Genomic DNA, 14,735 nt, shown 5'->3' with positions numbered 1-14,735 from the left:
ATATGAGACAGGTGCCTGTTCACTGTCCTCTCGATCCTCTAATCGGTCGATGAGATCGGGTGTCGTGAGGCTGATGTCGTTCTTGTTGGCTGCAGTGATGAGTGAGTCCAGCTCTTCTTCGGTAGCCGCTTCGTCGAGATCGTCGTTGAAGTAGATCGTCGCGGCAGCCGCGATGACGTCTGCTTCCGTAGCGAGATTCTGTTCAGTCATCCACGCGTAGTCTCGCGGCAGTACGTACGATTTGTCGAAGTATGGTGTCGTGCTGATCTTCCCGAGTTCGGTGACTTCGCCCCCGGCGTCCTGTTCATACACAGCGACGATAGTATCGGCATGCGCGGCGAGGAGAGTGAATCGGATGCGGAAGACGGGGAGCCGGTCGATATCCAACTCGGAGAGATCGGCCATCAGGAACGGGTATGTACCGAGGCGCTTGTCTAGTTCGTTCTGGACGATGCGGAGCCGTCGAAGGTATGGGTCGCGGTAGCTGCCAAGGATAAAGTACGAGTCTTCGGGTGTGTGGAGGTGCGGGAGTTCTCGGTTAGCGAACCCCAGTATTTCCGACGTTTCGTGAGGTTCTAATTCGAGACCCTGGAGCGCGTCGTTCACGCTCTCCATGATCTCTGTTGCATTTGGAGGCGGGCCGGGGTCAGCCATACTGTGTGCTCCTTGGGGGATGGATAAATAGGTTGTCAACCAATATGGCTAATACGCCGATTAACTACATCAGTTGACCCAAAGTATTATTCGCGTCGCCGAGGTACCCCCAAGTGAGACTATGAGTGATGCGCCTGCCGCGGAGGGTGGCGGCCCGTTCGAAGAACAGCGGCAGATCTACGACCTTCTATCCCAAGAGACGCGGCACTTGATTCTGCAGTTCATCCTTGGCCACCCAGAGCATCTCCCCTCACTCGACGAGTTGGCGTACATGATGCCGAAGAACAAGGCCGCAATCAGGGATCAGCTGGAGGTTCTCAGTGACAACGATATCATTGACTGTTATCGGTGCCCTCCGAATGAGGACGCGCGCGATCTCCCCAGTCAGTTCTACGGCCTGACTGAACACGGTGTGGAAATCCTCTACGAGTACAATTACCTCCGTGGGCTCCCCGTAGCGCGTGCCCTCTACGACAACACGCGCCTATCGGAGAAAGCCCAACGGCACCGTGATGCGCCGCGTCCAGAACTTCCAGACACAGTCAGAGACGCACTCACGATTGACGAGGATGACGACACAGATTTCGACCGCTTGGAGCGGTATATCCAGGAACGAAAGGGGAACACACACAGCGTCGACGATCAGGTAAGCGTTGCAAAGGCGTTCTACAACGCAGGGATCGGTCCCGAGCAAGAGGGAATCAAGCGAACAGAACTGCTGGACTCGCTTGATGTCGACATCGAGTACCAACCGCGAACAGTACTGAATCACCTCGTCGATGCTGGAGTGCTTGCCCAGACCGCGCCGCCCGGACCGGACGTCTTTGCGATTAGCGAGCGGCTTGACGACATCGTGAATGGGCAGGTGACTGAGGAAGCGGAAGCAAACCTGGATGCGTTGATCGCGCACATCGACGACGAACTGCAGGTCACAGCGCTTTCTGAAGACGCTGCAGAGCGGGACGGTCCGCAGACCCGGGTGTCAGCACCGTCTGTCGCCGTCGCTGACGGCGCTGGTCGAACAATTCGAAGTATCCTGGCTACGGAGTTCGATATCGAGCCAGAACAGGTCATCAACTATCTTCGGTCCGGTGACCCAGTGGAGCGACTCAATACGGCTGTCGAAGCGATTGAGTCCTCTAAGGAAGTCACGAAATCAGAAGATTACGGGCAGATCGTGTTTGTCCGACCGGCGTATCGCTACCGGTTGACCGAACAGGCGATAAATCTCGTATAAGGGGATTCGTTTCTGTTAGTCCACGTATGCAGACCGGTGACGGGCCTTAGAGACCGGAGTGAGGGTCTATGCCGGCGCAGTCTTCGCAGAGGACGCCTGGTTCGCCTTTGTCTGGATGCCCGATCCAAGTGTTACCGATTGATTTTCCACATTCACGGCATTCTTCGGGCGGCTTGGGGTGTCGGTAGGCGTCGATGAGCTCGTAGATCCAGATCGCTTGCGCGACCTTATGCTTTCCTTGGAGGGCGTACGATTTCAGTTCTGCTGGGTTATCGAATTCTTCAGATTCACCTTCCAGTTCTACCCTAGTTGGGGTACTTACGAGGTGGTGTTGTACGAACGCGATGGCTTCCTTCTTGGAGAGGTGTTCGCTGGCAGCAAGTGCGTCAATCAGCTCGTATGCTTGAGGGCGTAGTTGGTCCTCAAACACGTCCTGTGGCGTTTTGCCGTGTCCGTAGCGGGTTGAGTTTGTCTCGATTCTTGCTTTGATTTCTTCGTCTGTTGGCATGGTCTGGGTGTGCGGTGGTTGGTTGCGGCGCGGTGCATTCGTGAGGTCGACAGAGAGCGGAATAGTAAATTCGAGAACACTGTAATCGGAACCCGATGACGGTTCCCGGGAATTCTTTATAATCAACTGAGACCGTGTTCGGAATGAGTTATGACTGGGCCGGATAGACAACGCGGGATCTTGACCACAGACGACCGTGATTACCTCGCTGGACGAAAGTCACTACAAAGTGATAGCGAGCGGAACACCAGGAAACGGGTTCGAGACAGGGTCAGGAACGGCCTCTACGACTTTGAGTACCTCGCAGCAGAGCTCGAAGAACGAGACGTAACCCAACTCGTCACAGAATCAGGTGAAACAAACACGCAAGCGTTTGACGCCGCAGAAAACGCTATCGCGTTTATCTACCGGATGTGCGCCTACGCACCGGATTCTCCAGGGTATTCCACTAATGACCGGTTTCGAGATGTCCTCCAGAATGGAATCGAGAAGGGGCTTGATGACCGGCACGAGGTGCTTGATTTCAAGCTTGATCTTCACTGCGGGTTGCCACGGGAAGCACGCCACCGATTACTGAGGAAGATAGAGCAGGGTGAAGATGTGACGTTGGCAGAACTCCGTGAACTCCTCGAAAACGACTATCTTGACGATTCCTATATCTTTAGACCACTTGGCGAAGATGGGCTCCCAAAAGATGTGGAGCCACAAGACGTCCTCTCACCCGACGACTTTCGTTAACTGCTCGTAAAGAATCAAAAGAGGAGCTCAGACGAGTCAGGTAGGTTTCAGACGGACAGTTAGTTCTTGCCGGAGTAAGAAATTGGTCGTGTCCCAAACTCGTCTAGAGTCGTAACTGACTCCTGTGGAAACGGGGTCACCTCTGGTACCTACCCCGAAGTGACCCATGCACGCCACAATCGACGCGCAATTCACAGTTAGTCTCGACCCAGACAAAACGCTACCGCTTGCCACGCTCGCTGAATCTCTTACCGAGATTCAGCTTGAGGCCACTATCCTCGAGGAGATCGTCAGAAGCCTCGACGAGCGTCTCGTCGAGGCGTATTGCGGGGAGAAACACGCGCGCGGAAACGGCGACCGCCGTTTCCAGCGCGCTGGCACCACGACACGTACAGCCGTTACAACTGCTGGAGAACACGAATTCACGCTCCACCACGTCAAAGATACCGCTGCCACTGAGGACGATCCAACCTACTTCCGGCCACTCGAGGACCTCGTCGAATTCGACGGACAACGCATCTATCAAGAGGATGTTTCGCTCCAGAGTACCGACCTCGCTACGTCGCTCAGCTTTCGTGATGCCGTCGCCCACGGCGACGGCTTCACTCCGATGCCTTCGAAAACGACGATCAACCGGCGAGTCCGCGAGTACGGCAGCAAACTCGGTGACTTCGTTCGTGGTCGGCTTCCTGGGACGAACGCAGACACTGTCGTTCCTGACGGAACGAAGTGTCATAGCCAGGACGATCACTGCACGTACCACGACGTCAACGTCACCCTCGGACAGACCACCGAGGAAGACACGGAAACGACGCTTCTAGACGTCAATCTCAACGATTCTTGGGATGAGACAGCAGCGACTCTCGAGGAGACCGAGGCGATCACTGACGACGCGACGGTCGTCAGTGACGCCGAGAATGCGCTCGTCGATGCGTTCGAGAATGGTGACCGATCTCACCAGCTCGATCTCGTTCACGTCGGTCGAACGCTCGGGTACAAGCTCTGGAAAGACGATGCGTTTTCGCTCTCCGAGCGGAAAGCGATCGTCTCTGGCGTTACGAATGATCTGTTCCATCTGAAGAACTCTGTCGCACTTCATGCACCGAGGAATGAGCGTTTGGCGATCCGCGAGCGGATCGACCAAACGCTCGAGAACCTTCGGAAAGAATCCTGGAGGTTAGAGCGTCAAGACTCCCCGAAAGCAGCGGCGTACCTCCGGGAATGGGCGGAAGCAACCGTAACGTTCGCGGAGCTCGCGCTTGACCAACAGCAGGTTCCGTGGACATCGAACGTGGTCGAACGAGCCATGGGTGAAGTTTCGAAACGGTGTAAGAATCAATGGATGCGGTGGTCAGAAGCGGGGCTAGAGTCGCTTCTCTGGTTGAATCTGGTGCAGTATGCCGATCCCGAGCAGTTCGCGGCGTTCGCCGACGAACTGCTCGAGCGCTCAGCCAAAACAGCCATCACGATGGAGGTGTCAACTGAAGCTACCAGAGGCGAACTCTAGACGACTTTGGGACGGGACCAAGAAATTAGCATCTATTTGATGGATCGTCATCGCCAGTCAGCACGGGGTGTGTCCAGAATTTTCCAGCCAGTACAGGCCATATTGGACAGGATTTCTCACTGTCAACACGGGGGGTGTCCAGAAAACATATCAAGAATATGAGTGCGACAGGGTTGCTGTTCCGATGACTGCGGCAGAGGATGATGTCCGGACGTGCGTGAGTGATTCGTTGCTCTCTCGTAGATGTTCGGTGAGTCATAGCCATATCAAGCGGTTCTGAAGAATCCATGTCGCTGTTTACTTTCTACCCCCCGGCTGGTGGGCTCTGAGACCGTTTTGCCCGATATAGTCGTGCTGTGAGTCGGGCGGTCGTACTGTGAGTCCGGATTTCGGGTTCTAACGGCCTGTAGCGTTAGAAATCTCGGGTTCTCAGGGCTAACCCTTTAATACAACCAGGTCATGTCAAGGTGTGCAATGCAGCGCGTCATCGACCGAAAACTGTACGACACGGACCGAGCCGAGCAAATTGCCCAGTATGCCTCAAACACGGATCGAGGTGATCTCTACTACCTCGTCGAAACGCTATACGAGACCTCGGACGGGGAGTACTTCCTCCACTGCGAGGGCGGTGCGGCAACCCAATACGCCAAGCCGTGTAGCGGAGGCGGCACGACGGGCAGTGCGGAGATCGAACCGCTCGATGAGGAAGCAGCGCTAGACTGGTGCGAAGAACGCGGCATTGACGGTGAGACCGTCGTCGAGGAATTCGGTCACTTGATCGAAACGTAGTTCCAGCGACTGCCTCGGAAACCACTCCTCTCTGAGTGGCTGGCGTACTGCGGATCGTGCCCGCAGCGAGGAATATGAGGGACCTAGAAGAAATCAAGCGACTCCACCGTCGCGGAACGAGTGATAACGCTCGTCCGTATCCTCAGACCCCTGTCCCGTCTCCGGCGACGGGTGGTGGGGGAGACCGCTCACCGGTTACCCCAGTAGGATTGGACGCACGGCGGCATGAACAGGTAGACGCCGTCATCCAGAAGTTGACAGGTGATCGGCACGAGATTCCAGCACCGTTCTCGAAGCGAGAGCTGTACCAGACCGCTGCAGACGTAGGAATCGAGGTGTGGAAACCCGCAGTAAAGAACCGAGTCACCGAGCGTGTACTCGACCGACTCAGCTACGAGTGGGACTCAGCCTCTCAAACATTCGCGCCCGTCGTCACGGATGAACTCATCAAGGACATTCAACGGGCAGCAGGCACCATCACTCCAGCATTCAATAGGAAATTGTCCGAGTCGCTCCACAAGCAACTCCAGGAGTGGTGCGAACTGCACGGAATCGGGTCGATAGAAACAGTGGAGGTACAGAGAACTGTTGCGCGACACGCCGTCCTGAATGTTCTCCTAAAAGCGACGATGTACGAATGGTACCGGTTTCACGGCATCGTTCCACCACTCTCCAATTCGGTACAACAGGCGTTTCACAACGCACGGAAGCAGACAGGAGACAGAGCATTCAATCAGTTCATTCTTGACCACGTCACAGAACTGGCTGATGAGGACCTCCTGAAATCTACGTTGGCTCACCGGGATCGATTGCTCTTCTCACCCCAGCCAACGGAAGATATTGGGAAGCTCTACGCGGAGCTAACACCGAGCGAGTATCGACAGTCACTCGGGCAGTTTCGGACACCGCCGGAAATTGCAGTGACGATGAAGTCCTGGGCTAACCGCGATGTCGACCACCTTCTCGACCCTGGAATGGGAGCCGGCGTACTATCCAGCGCGTTTCACCCGCGCTGGAGTCTAAACACTGACCCCACGCACGTCGACGGGATCGAACGTAGCCCCCTCGCTCGGGTCATGGGCGCGACAGCACTCACTTTGGGTGGACAGCTGAATACGCCGCGAACACACGACTTCCTCAATCTTGATCCAGACGAACTACAACACGATATTGGCGGGATCGTATGTAACCCCCCATACACGAGCGGGGATGCGCTCCCGAAAGAGTACAAAGAACAGATCAACGCCGACATGGAGCAATCGACAGGAATCGACGTCAGTGCGCGATCACCACTCTACACGTATTTCATGTACCATAGTCGGTCGTTCCTATCTTCGGGCGACCGTGCAGCGTTCCTCACGCCGGATAGTTTCCTCACGACGGCCTACGGCGACTCACTCAAACAGTTCCTACTTGACGAGTTTTCCATCACCGCGCTCGTTCAGTTCGACCCAGAAGGCGAATCGGTTTTCGAGGACGCCCAAGTCACTGCACTCGTTTGCTTCTTAGAAGCATGTTCTGGTGGTAACGAGGGTGTGACGCGCTTCATTCGCGTGGACGAGTCCATCGATTCGAGTACGCTTCGTAACGCGGTGCAGAATGGGGAGCAGGGTGAGACTGAGTGGGGATTCATCAATCACGTGCCGCAAGCGGATCTCGTACCCGGGCAAAACTGGGCAGCACTATTCGATCCCTGCGACGTTGATACAAGCGAGCTGACTGAGCTCGGCGAGTTCGTCACGATCCACCGCGGGAAGTCCACCGGCGATGTGACGTTTTTCTGCCTGACTCAGAACGAAGTCGATGAGTCCGGAATCTCTGAGAAACACTTGTCTCGACTCATTCGTCAACCAAGGCTCGTCAACGGGTACGACTTCCGTAAGGAGGACTGGGAACAACTACGAACTGCTGGTGAGGAGGTCTGGCTACTAAACCCGGACGAACTACCAGGAGTCCGGCAGTCACGGGAGGACTTCGAGAAGCAAGTGTTATTCAACGCTGACTCGCTCCCGAGGAACAGCGACGGCGAGATGTCGAACGTCGTTTCGTATCTACAGGATAGTGTCTACCGGACCAGCTCACTCGGAGCGAACGTAATCGAGAACCGCCCGTACTGGTATCGACCCCGTCGACAAGCCTCACCTCGGTTCTTGGTGCAAGACGCCGGTCGAGACGGTTTCACCTTCATCCTCAACGAGACAACGGCGAGAAACATCAACAACTTCCGTGGATTCTACGACGTGTCCCTTGATGAAACTGAACTGAAAGCGTTGCTCGCGTACCTGAATAGCAACATCGGACAGCAGGTGATCCAGACGCAGACACAACCGCAGCAAGGCGGCTACGAGAAACTCAGCATCAATGCGCTCAACGAACTCCCTGTTATCGATCCGACATCGCTCAAAGAGCCAATCGTGGCGACTCTGGCCGACCTATTCGACGAGTTGTGCGAAACTGCCAGAGAAAATGGCGATTGTGAATCGGTGTTAGAGCGTCTCAACAGTCTGCTCCAGCAAGTAATCTGATTGTCTAGTCAGTTTTTCTGCCAAGGAATAGCTCTATCAGCTACACGACTCCGTACTGTGACTTCAACGACTCATACTCGGTAGGATTCGGAAGCACTGTGTCGCCACCACTCCGCTTCTCGGTCCCGTCCTTGAGAAACGCATACAGATCCGAGACTGTGGATTCCAAACCGTACCATGTTGCGGTATTGCATAGCTCTTCCTCATCGATTTGTACGTGCTCGATGAGGAGGAGCGCGTAGCTCACTCGCCTTGACCCAGTATCGTTCACGAGGCTGTGACAGACAATTTGGGCAGGCGTGAGGGGCTCGTCTGGTGCGTACCAAAACGCCGGTTCACCTGCCAGGAAGAACTGCAGGTCGAATGCGGCGAACCGCGCAAGCCCGGTCATCTCCCACTCGTCAGCGGCTTGGAGAGCCGCGGTGTCGTCTTTGGTGTGGACGTGGACAAGTGCCCGCTCAGGATCGAACCACTCGACTGTTGCACTTGGCGCGAGACGCCGGACACGGGCGCGGTGCTCGTGGAGGATAACGGCTTCTGCGAAGTCGTATAACGGTTGTAGGCTGGGGACGAGCGCGTACTCCGGCCCGGATGGGGAGAGCATCGCGCGATATTTCAACGGATCCAACGCGTGGTGGACCGCCTGTCGCGTGATGTCGAGTCTATCTGCGATTGTTGTTGCGCGTCGAGGTTCATCCAGAAACCAGCAAATGCGCATTGTTGCCGGCGAGAGCAACTCGGGCCAGTCAACGTGCCCCAGTTTAGAGACCAGACTTCGGTACGCTTCGATCACGGGGTGGCCAGTAACGCACAGAAGCCGCTGATTGTGGTGCCCTCTGGACTCGTCAATGAGCCCTTCGGTGAGTAACTCGTCGGCCGTCCGGTAGATCTGCGAAGTGCTGAGCCCAGTTTCGTCTGCGAGCTCGTGGACGGTCGCTTTACGCCCACCGTGAAGGGCATCGATGAGTTCGAGTCTCGCGTTCGTAAGCACTGCTGTAAAATAAAATAGTGAATCACTAATAAGTGTTACCGAGAATTGATTTACGGTAGCCTACTCCAATCAGTCGTTGGGTCGAACAGACGGTGATGGTTTTCGAGCCACTCGATCTCGTGGTACGTCACGTCATCCTGGATGTCGTATTCTAACGGAAGCGGATTCAAGGGCCGATTCGTGTAGGTGAGGTTAATTTCGATACAGGGACCATGCTCGGAGATGCAATCAAATTCTTCGTTAGTGGGAGTCACGACGCTGAACCACCGGATTTGGAACCCGAAGTGGTCGCAAACATCTCTGACGACTGCCGCATCACAATAGGGCGTATGAATCCACAGCTCGCCGCCAGCGTACGCCTGATCCTTGACGCACCAAACTTCATCAAGTGACCGGAGAAATTCCGCTGCGCGGTTGTAGTGCGCCTCAGTCAGTCGTTCCCACCAGTAGTATCGCTCGACCTGATCGACGAGCAACTGGAGGCAGTCGCTACACACATCGTACTCAGAGTCACCAAGCGAGACATCGTGGAGTTCGGCATAGTGCGTGGTGTTGCACGCATCGCACGCCAGGATGGAGGTTGTCTCCCGACACGAAGAACAGTCGGTCGGGTCAATCGGTTGAGGAGGCGCGTCGCTACACTCTGTCTGGTCAGACTTGCCTGCGTCAGTATTCTCGGTCATTGGTCTCTAACCGAGAACCATCAGTCACACACTGTGACTGGGTCCCCGGCTAGAACTCGACCGACGGGAGACCAACCATCTGTTCTAACAGACAGCCGTTTACTGTAAATAGTTTCTGTGCACTCCAGCAGTGACCTCTAACAATGTACCTGGCGCAGGACTTCACGACCTCCTTGTCTGTGGTTACCACACTCTGACTAACTTTAATACAGTTGCCACGATATCCCGTAATTGACGTCCGAAACAAATCTCGAAAACGGAGAATTTCGCAACATGGTCGATACTCGCTTCAAATCGCGGCGTGCTCGTTCTCGCTTAGCCGCGGGTCGCGTGTTCGGCGAGTATCTACAAGACCAGCGTGCGAAGAGTTCGGCCGGGAATCACTGGGCTTGCGTCGCCATCGAACGCGAAAGTGCGACGCACTCCGGCGATCTCCGGACACTCTCACCCGCATAACCCGGCTCCCACGCGGACTACCCGTCAGGGGCTGGGGAACACGGGATTGCCGCCTGCTTTCGCCTAGTACTCGCTTGGCTCACAGCGTCACGCGAGTGAATTGGACAAGGCTCGCGGCAGTTTGGTCTGGGTTCGTTCCTGACCGTGGAACGAACGAGCGATTCCGTACGCGCTGAGCGTACGAGGAGTCGCTAGCACACATCCCCCGCAGCGTTAGCTGCGGCTACGTCGAGCCCCGGAGTCTCCGTTGGCGAGGGACGCCGGACTTTGAATCCGGAGGTCGCCGGTTCGATTCCGGCCGGGGCGACTGCATGCCGACGTGGTGTAATCCGGCGAGCATACGGTCCTGTCACGGCCGTGATCCGGGTTTAAATCCCGGCGTCGGCGTGGATGCGTGGCGTGGCCACGTGGGGATACCCATTGAGGTAGGCAGCCCGTTGGTGCGATCAGCTGGATCGTTCCCACGATGCTGGGCCCAGCAGGGTCTGCAACCTACATGAGCCGGTGTGGTATTCCCGGGAGCACCCGAAGTACGCCCCCGCGATGAGACACGTAATCACGACTACCCGTTCGTGGTTGCGCAGTTGGAAACAGTCGTACAGATAGATAACTAACTGCCGAACGCTCGGCAGTATCCGTGAGCCGATAGTCCAGCGGACGACGATCTGTGCCTTGGGCGCACAGGACCGAGGTTCGAATCCTCGTCGGCTCAGTGTGCCGTGTCTGGGGAATGGTGACCCCACTGGCCTGCTACGCCAGCCCCGGCGACGGGTTCCCGGTTCAACTCCGGGACACGGCGTGATGCCAAAGAATGTCTGCCCTGACTGCGAGAAAGAAGCGTTCCGCCACGTTCCACTCGGTGAAACAACGTCCATCGACACGATTGGAAGTGTGAGAATTTGCGTCACCGACGAAGGCACGTACTTTCACGGAACGAGGTGACCGCCATTCGGCCCTGCCGTGACTGGGTGCTGGTGAACTCACTCACCCCGAAAGCGAGGGTCAGAAGCTGAGCAATACGCATCTTCCGACAGCCCGTGAGTAACGCGAAGGGGGCTCGTCGGAGCTTGCTCCGACGGCGTGTGGTGAGACAAGCAGATTGGTGACTGCGCTTGGTTTGAAACCGAGAGCTGCGAGGCTTCGGAGTTCGAACCTCTGTCTCACTGTTGGCGGGATTTCCCTAGCCCGGCCAAGGGACCGCGTTGGAAGCGCGGCGTCCGCGAGGGCACGAGTGTTCAAATCACTCTCCCGCCGCTGCGTGCCGAAGTGATTCGCAGAGTCGTTAGCGATTCTCGAATTGCGCCGCCATGCCAGAGTGGTCAAACGGACACGGTCGAGGACCGTGTAGTTAGTCCTTCCCAGGTTCGAATCCTGGTGGCGGCATGCGGGTCACTGTACCGGTAGACGATTCCCTGTCGCCGTACCCAAGTGGTCAACGGGAAGCGGCTCAGAACCGCTGGCGTAGGTCCTTCCGAGGTTCGAATCCTCGCGGCGACATTTCTCTCCGTAGTCGAGCGGTCACGACGCCTCCCTGTAGAGGAGGAGACGCACGTTCGAGTCGTGCCGGAGAGACTTCGGGGCGGTGGAAGAGCCTGGCATTCACACACTCTCGCCGAGTTTTCGCCGGAGAACCGGTGCGACGGAGAGAGTTCCTTCATCTCACTTGTAACGAGAACACGCAGGTTCGAATCCTGCCCGTCCCACTGACCGATGACCCTTGGCGGGCGAGGTCACTCTGCTCCAGTGGAGTAGCGGCCAAACTCACGGTCCTCTCACGGCCTAGCCCCCGGTTCGAATCCGGGCTGGAGCATTCTCCAACAGTCCGAGACCTCTCACTTCCAGCCGACTAGACTGAGGGACGGACAGCTGTGGAGGAATGAGAGATGCCCATGAGTGAGTTCCGAATTGTGGTGCTGCGGGATAGGGTAATGGCAGTCCACGGGGCTCATATCCCCGAGGTCCAGGTTCGACTCCTGGTTCCGCAATGGAGGACAACAATGGGACTATTCGATACAGTGGAACTCTACGATGACGTCCACCTGCCGGAGTACCCCGATGAGGTCACTCCTGCCGAGGACGTCGACTGGCAGACGAAAGGCATCGACCGACCGACCATGACCACATTTCGGATTACGGCGGATGGTCATCTCTTCGAAGAGGAGTGGCATACAGAAGACGTGCCGCCCGAAGACCGGCCATACGCGACTCGTGAAGATGTCGAAGAGGGCGACTTTCTCTATATGGCCGGCTGTCTCAACCGAGTCCACGACGGCTGGATCAAGCGGAACGATTACCATGGCCGCTTCGAAATTAAACGCTCCTTCGAGGATCTCGACTCACTGGTCACGTACCAGGTGACGTTCACGCACGGGCAACTCGAAGGCTTCGAACGGGTGCGTTGACCCGTATTTGTCCGCCGTAACTCAGACCTTGGTTCTGCTACTAGCGGCGCTCCCGGAGTCTCCGTTGGCGAGAGACACCAGCCTTTCAAGCTGGAGGTCGGGGGTTCGATTCCCCTCGGGAGCACTCGGGGACTGGCGGTGAGAAGCGCTTCCCTCTGTTACACCATCAAGGTGCAGACGCGGATCTGAGACACTGTCACCGTTAGTTCCTCCAACGTGTGGTCGTTGAGGCGGTGCGTTCCTTCAGCCCGCAAGGCACACCGGGAGTCATAGCCCGTCGCGCCGTCGGTTTTCCGACCGCACGTGGCGACCGTCGAGTCGGAGCGTTGCTTCGCCAGGAACTCGCAGGTTCAAATCCTGTCGGTGGCCTCGTCCATCGAGAACATTCCGGACAAAGAGAGCACGAGGGTGCTTTCGACACCGGTTCCGCTCCGATAGTGTTCCGGTCGCCGTGTCGCCAGTGGTCGTCGAACCGGAGCGATACTTCAATGGCACTCTACGGGTTCGAATCCCGTCTTTCGCTCCGGCAGTTTCCCGGCCACTCTCATGTTCCCGTAGCTCAGGCAGGACAGAGCACCGGCCTTCGAAGCCGGGTGTCGCACGTTCGAATCGTGCCGGGAACACTCGCTGCTCGCACCACGTGTGAGCAGCACCAGTATCGGAGTCGCCTGTTGCGGCTCCGCGTGATAGTATGGAATTCAACAGGCCAAAGCAAACGGTCGCGGAGGCGACGCGAACCACCAACTACGAAGGTGGGGAAGCGTTCGAGCCTGCGGACCCTCGACTCGCACTGTACAAGCGCACGATCAACCAACTGCTGGAGGGCTCGTTCTACGAAACCGATGACGAACAACTCGCTGCTGTCGTCCGACGGTTCGACGCCGCGGCAGACGAGGATCCGGAGTTCGTCCTGAAACTCGCCGCGTACGCGCGCCAGGAACTCTACCTACGGGACATTCCACAGGTCCTGCTCGTACTGGCAGCCAACGACAACCGGTTCAAGGACGACTCACCCGAGTCACTCATCCGCGAGTGGGCCCCGACGATCATCCAGCGAATGGACGAGACGGCAACCGTGCTCGCCATCCACGACCAGCTGTTCGGCGGGACTGCCCCGTGGCCGCTTCGACGTGGGGTCGAAGACGCGCTCGTCTCGATGACGGACGCCTACACCCTGGGCAAGTACGAGCTGTCGCGGCGCGAGGTGACGCTGCACGACGTGTTCAATCGCGTCCACCCTAAGCCGGTCGACGCCGACCAGGAGGTGCTGTTCGAGCGGTTCATGCGCGGCGATCTCGACGACTATCCCGACGTCGAACCACTGCCGTCGCCGAACACTTGGGAGACAGTTATCTCTGAGCGCGGCAACACCCGAGACGCGTGGGAGACGCTCATCGAGGACGACGCGTACACGCTGCCGATCTTCGCGTCGATCCGGAACCTCCGGAACATGCTCGAAGCAGGCGTCGACGAGGACACCGTCGTGGACCACCTCGACTTGGAGGCGGTGCGGCACGCGCCACTGTACCCGTTCCGGTACTACCAGGCGTACACCGCACTCCAGAATGCTGACGTCCAGGCACCAGCGGTCGAGCGGTGGCTGGAGGACGCAATCGACGTTGCTGTCGAGACGGTGCCTGACGGGCTCGGAGACACGTTTGTCGCCGTGGACCTCTCAGGGTCGATGGACATGGTGCTGTCCAAGAACAGCACGCTCAGGCTGAAGGAGATCGGTGCGTTGTTCGGGGCGATCCTGGCCGACCAAGGTGCCGAGATCGGCGGGTTCGGTGACGACTTCCAGACCGTTCCGATGCACGTGGACACGCCAGTACTGCAGCGTCAAGATGCGGTGCTGGCCATCGATGAGGATGTCGGGAACTCGACGAACGGCTGGAAGGCATTGGAGTATCTCCGCGAGCGTGAAGAGCCCATTGAGCGAGTCGTCGTCTTCACCGACATGCAGATCTGGGACAGCACGCCATTCACGGCGCGTGATAACCAGACGGTCAAGGCGGCGTTCGATGCGTATCGGAACGAGGTCTCCTCGGACACCGCGTTGTATCTCGTCGATCTTGCGTCCTACGGCGACCTCGTGACGCCGGAGGGATACGAGAACGTCTACAACGTCTCCGGCTGGTCCGAGAACGTCCTCTCGTTCATCGAACACGCCGAAAACCCGAAGCAGGTCATCGATGAGATCGACGCGTTCGAACCTGCATAGCGTTGCTCTCTCATCTTTCTTCGT

11 protein-coding genes and 12 tRNA genes are annotated in these 14,735 nt (G+C 57.2%); 19 read left to right on the top strand and 4 right to left on the bottom strand.

What is annotated here, in order from left to right; genetic code table 11:
- On the bottom strand, positions 1–654 hold a 654-nt coding region (locus tag RH858_RS12945; protein WP_310562092.1), incomplete at its 3' end, for a hypothetical protein.
- Positions 655–775: 121 nt separating this feature from the next.
- Here RH858_RS12945 and RH858_RS12940 point away from each other — a divergent pair.
- Complete coding sequence (locus RH858_RS12940; protein ID WP_310562091.1) at positions 776–1,891, top strand: hypothetical protein; 1,116 nt, start codon at positions 776–778, stop codon at positions 1,889–1,891.
- 46 nt (positions 1,892–1,937) lie between these two features.
- On the opposite strand, the gene RH858_RS12935 is transcribed toward RH858_RS12940, so the two are convergent.
- Entirely contained in the window at positions 1,938–2,399 is a 462-nt protein-coding gene (locus tag RH858_RS12935; RefSeq protein ID WP_310562090.1) for a hypothetical protein, read from the bottom strand.
- Between the two features lie 180 nt (positions 2,400–2,579).
- On the opposite strand from RH858_RS12935, the gene RH858_RS12930 reads away from it, so the two are divergent.
- The 4 genes from RH858_RS12930 (at position 2,580) to RH858_RS12915 (ending at position 7,958) form a co-directional block, all read left to right on the top strand.
- Positions 2,580–3,137 (top strand): hypothetical protein, encoded by a 558-nt coding sequence (locus RH858_RS12930; RefSeq protein WP_310562089.1) that lies wholly within the window; start codon positions 2,580–2,582, stop codon positions 3,135–3,137.
- 166 nt (positions 3,138–3,303) lie between these two features.
- The gene (locus RH858_RS12925; protein ID WP_310562088.1) at positions 3,304–4,644 is read left to right on the top strand and encodes an ISH6-like element ISHala2 family transposase; all 1,341 of its coding nucleotides are present in this window, start codon (positions 3,304–3,306) and stop codon (positions 4,642–4,644) included.
- A gap of 474 nt (positions 4,645–5,118) precedes the next feature.
- Complete coding sequence (locus tag RH858_RS12920) at positions 5,119–5,433, top strand: hypothetical protein (RefSeq protein WP_310562087.1); 315 nt, start codon at positions 5,119–5,121, stop codon at positions 5,431–5,433.
- A 209-nt stretch (positions 5,434–5,642) separates the two neighbouring features.
- Positions 5,643–7,958 carry an Eco57I restriction-modification methylase domain-containing protein gene (locus RH858_RS12915; protein WP_310562086.1) on the top strand — a complete coding sequence of 772 codons (2,316 nt, stop codon included), beginning with the start codon at positions 5,643–5,645 and terminating at the stop codon, positions 7,956–7,958.
- A gap of 40 nt (positions 7,959–7,998) precedes the next feature.
- Here the strand turns inward: RH858_RS12915 and RH858_RS12910 are convergent, their stop codons facing one another.
- Together RH858_RS12910 and RH858_RS12905 are read right to left on the bottom strand one after the other, a co-directional pair.
- Positions 7,999–8,949: a MarR family transcriptional regulator gene (locus RH858_RS12910; protein ID WP_310562085.1), complete on the bottom strand. Its 951-nt coding sequence runs from the start codon at positions 8,947–8,949 to the stop codon at positions 7,999–8,001.
- Between the two features lie 50 nt (positions 8,950–8,999).
- Positions 9,000–9,632, bottom strand: a complete 633-nt coding sequence (locus tag RH858_RS12905; protein ID WP_310562084.1) for a hypothetical protein — start codon at positions 9,630–9,632, stop codon at positions 9,000–9,002.
- 687 nt (positions 9,633–10,319) lie between these two features.
- Between RH858_RS12905 and RH858_RS12900 the strand changes: the two genes are divergently transcribed.
- The 14 genes from RH858_RS12900 to RH858_RS12835 all read left to right on the top strand — a co-directional run bounded on the left by RH858_RS12900 (position 10,320) and on the right by RH858_RS12835 (position 14,711).
- Positions 10,320–10,395, top strand: a tRNA-Gln gene (locus RH858_RS12900).
- Between the two features lie 6 nt (positions 10,396–10,401).
- A tRNA-Asp gene (locus RH858_RS12895) sits at positions 10,402–10,475 on the top strand.
- 252 nt (positions 10,476–10,727) lie between these two features.
- A tRNA-Pro gene (locus RH858_RS12890) sits at positions 10,728–10,800 on the top strand.
- Between the two features lie 456 nt (positions 10,801–11,256).
- Positions 11,257–11,342: transfer RNA gene (locus RH858_RS12885), tRNA-Ser, on the top strand.
- 47 nt (positions 11,343–11,389) lie between these two features.
- Positions 11,390–11,471, top strand: a tRNA-Leu gene (locus RH858_RS12880).
- 31 nt (positions 11,472–11,502) lie between these two features.
- Positions 11,503–11,585: transfer RNA gene (locus RH858_RS12875), tRNA-Leu, on the top strand.
- Positions 11,586–11,588: 3 nt separating this feature from the next.
- Positions 11,589–11,660, top strand: a tRNA-Tyr gene (locus tag RH858_RS12870).
- 4 nt (positions 11,661–11,664) lie between these two features.
- Positions 11,665–11,791: transfer RNA gene (locus RH858_RS12865), tRNA-Thr, on the top strand.
- Between the two features lie 34 nt (positions 11,792–11,825).
- Positions 11,826–11,898: transfer RNA gene (locus RH858_RS12860), tRNA-Glu, on the top strand.
- A gap of 104 nt (positions 11,899–12,002) precedes the next feature.
- Positions 12,003–12,073: transfer RNA gene (locus tag RH858_RS12855), tRNA-Met, on the top strand.
- A gap of 12 nt (positions 12,074–12,085) precedes the next feature.
- Positions 12,086–12,490 (top strand): hypothetical protein, encoded by a 405-nt coding sequence (locus tag RH858_RS12850; RefSeq protein ID WP_310562083.1) that lies wholly within the window; start codon positions 12,086–12,088, stop codon positions 12,488–12,490.
- Positions 12,491–12,538: 48 nt separating this feature from the next.
- Positions 12,539–12,614: transfer RNA gene (locus tag RH858_RS12845), tRNA-Glu, on the top strand.
- Positions 12,615–13,038: 424 nt separating this feature from the next.
- Positions 13,039–13,113: transfer RNA gene (locus tag RH858_RS12840), tRNA-Arg, on the top strand.
- Between the two features lie 68 nt (positions 13,114–13,181).
- A complete protein-coding gene (locus tag RH858_RS12835) occupies positions 13,182–14,711 on the top strand; it encodes a TROVE domain-containing protein (protein ID WP_310562082.1) in 1,530 nt (509 codons plus the stop codon).
- Positions 14,712–14,735: the final 24 nt, after the last annotated feature.

Origin of the sequence: Halalkaliarchaeum sp. AArc-GB (assembly GCF_031432225.1) — an archaeon.
Lineage (GTDB): Archaea > Halobacteriota > Halobacteria > Halobacteriales > Haloferacaceae > Halalkaliarchaeum.
Note: the sequence above shows the minus strand (reverse complement) of the source record. Positions and strands in the feature narration are given on the sequence as shown.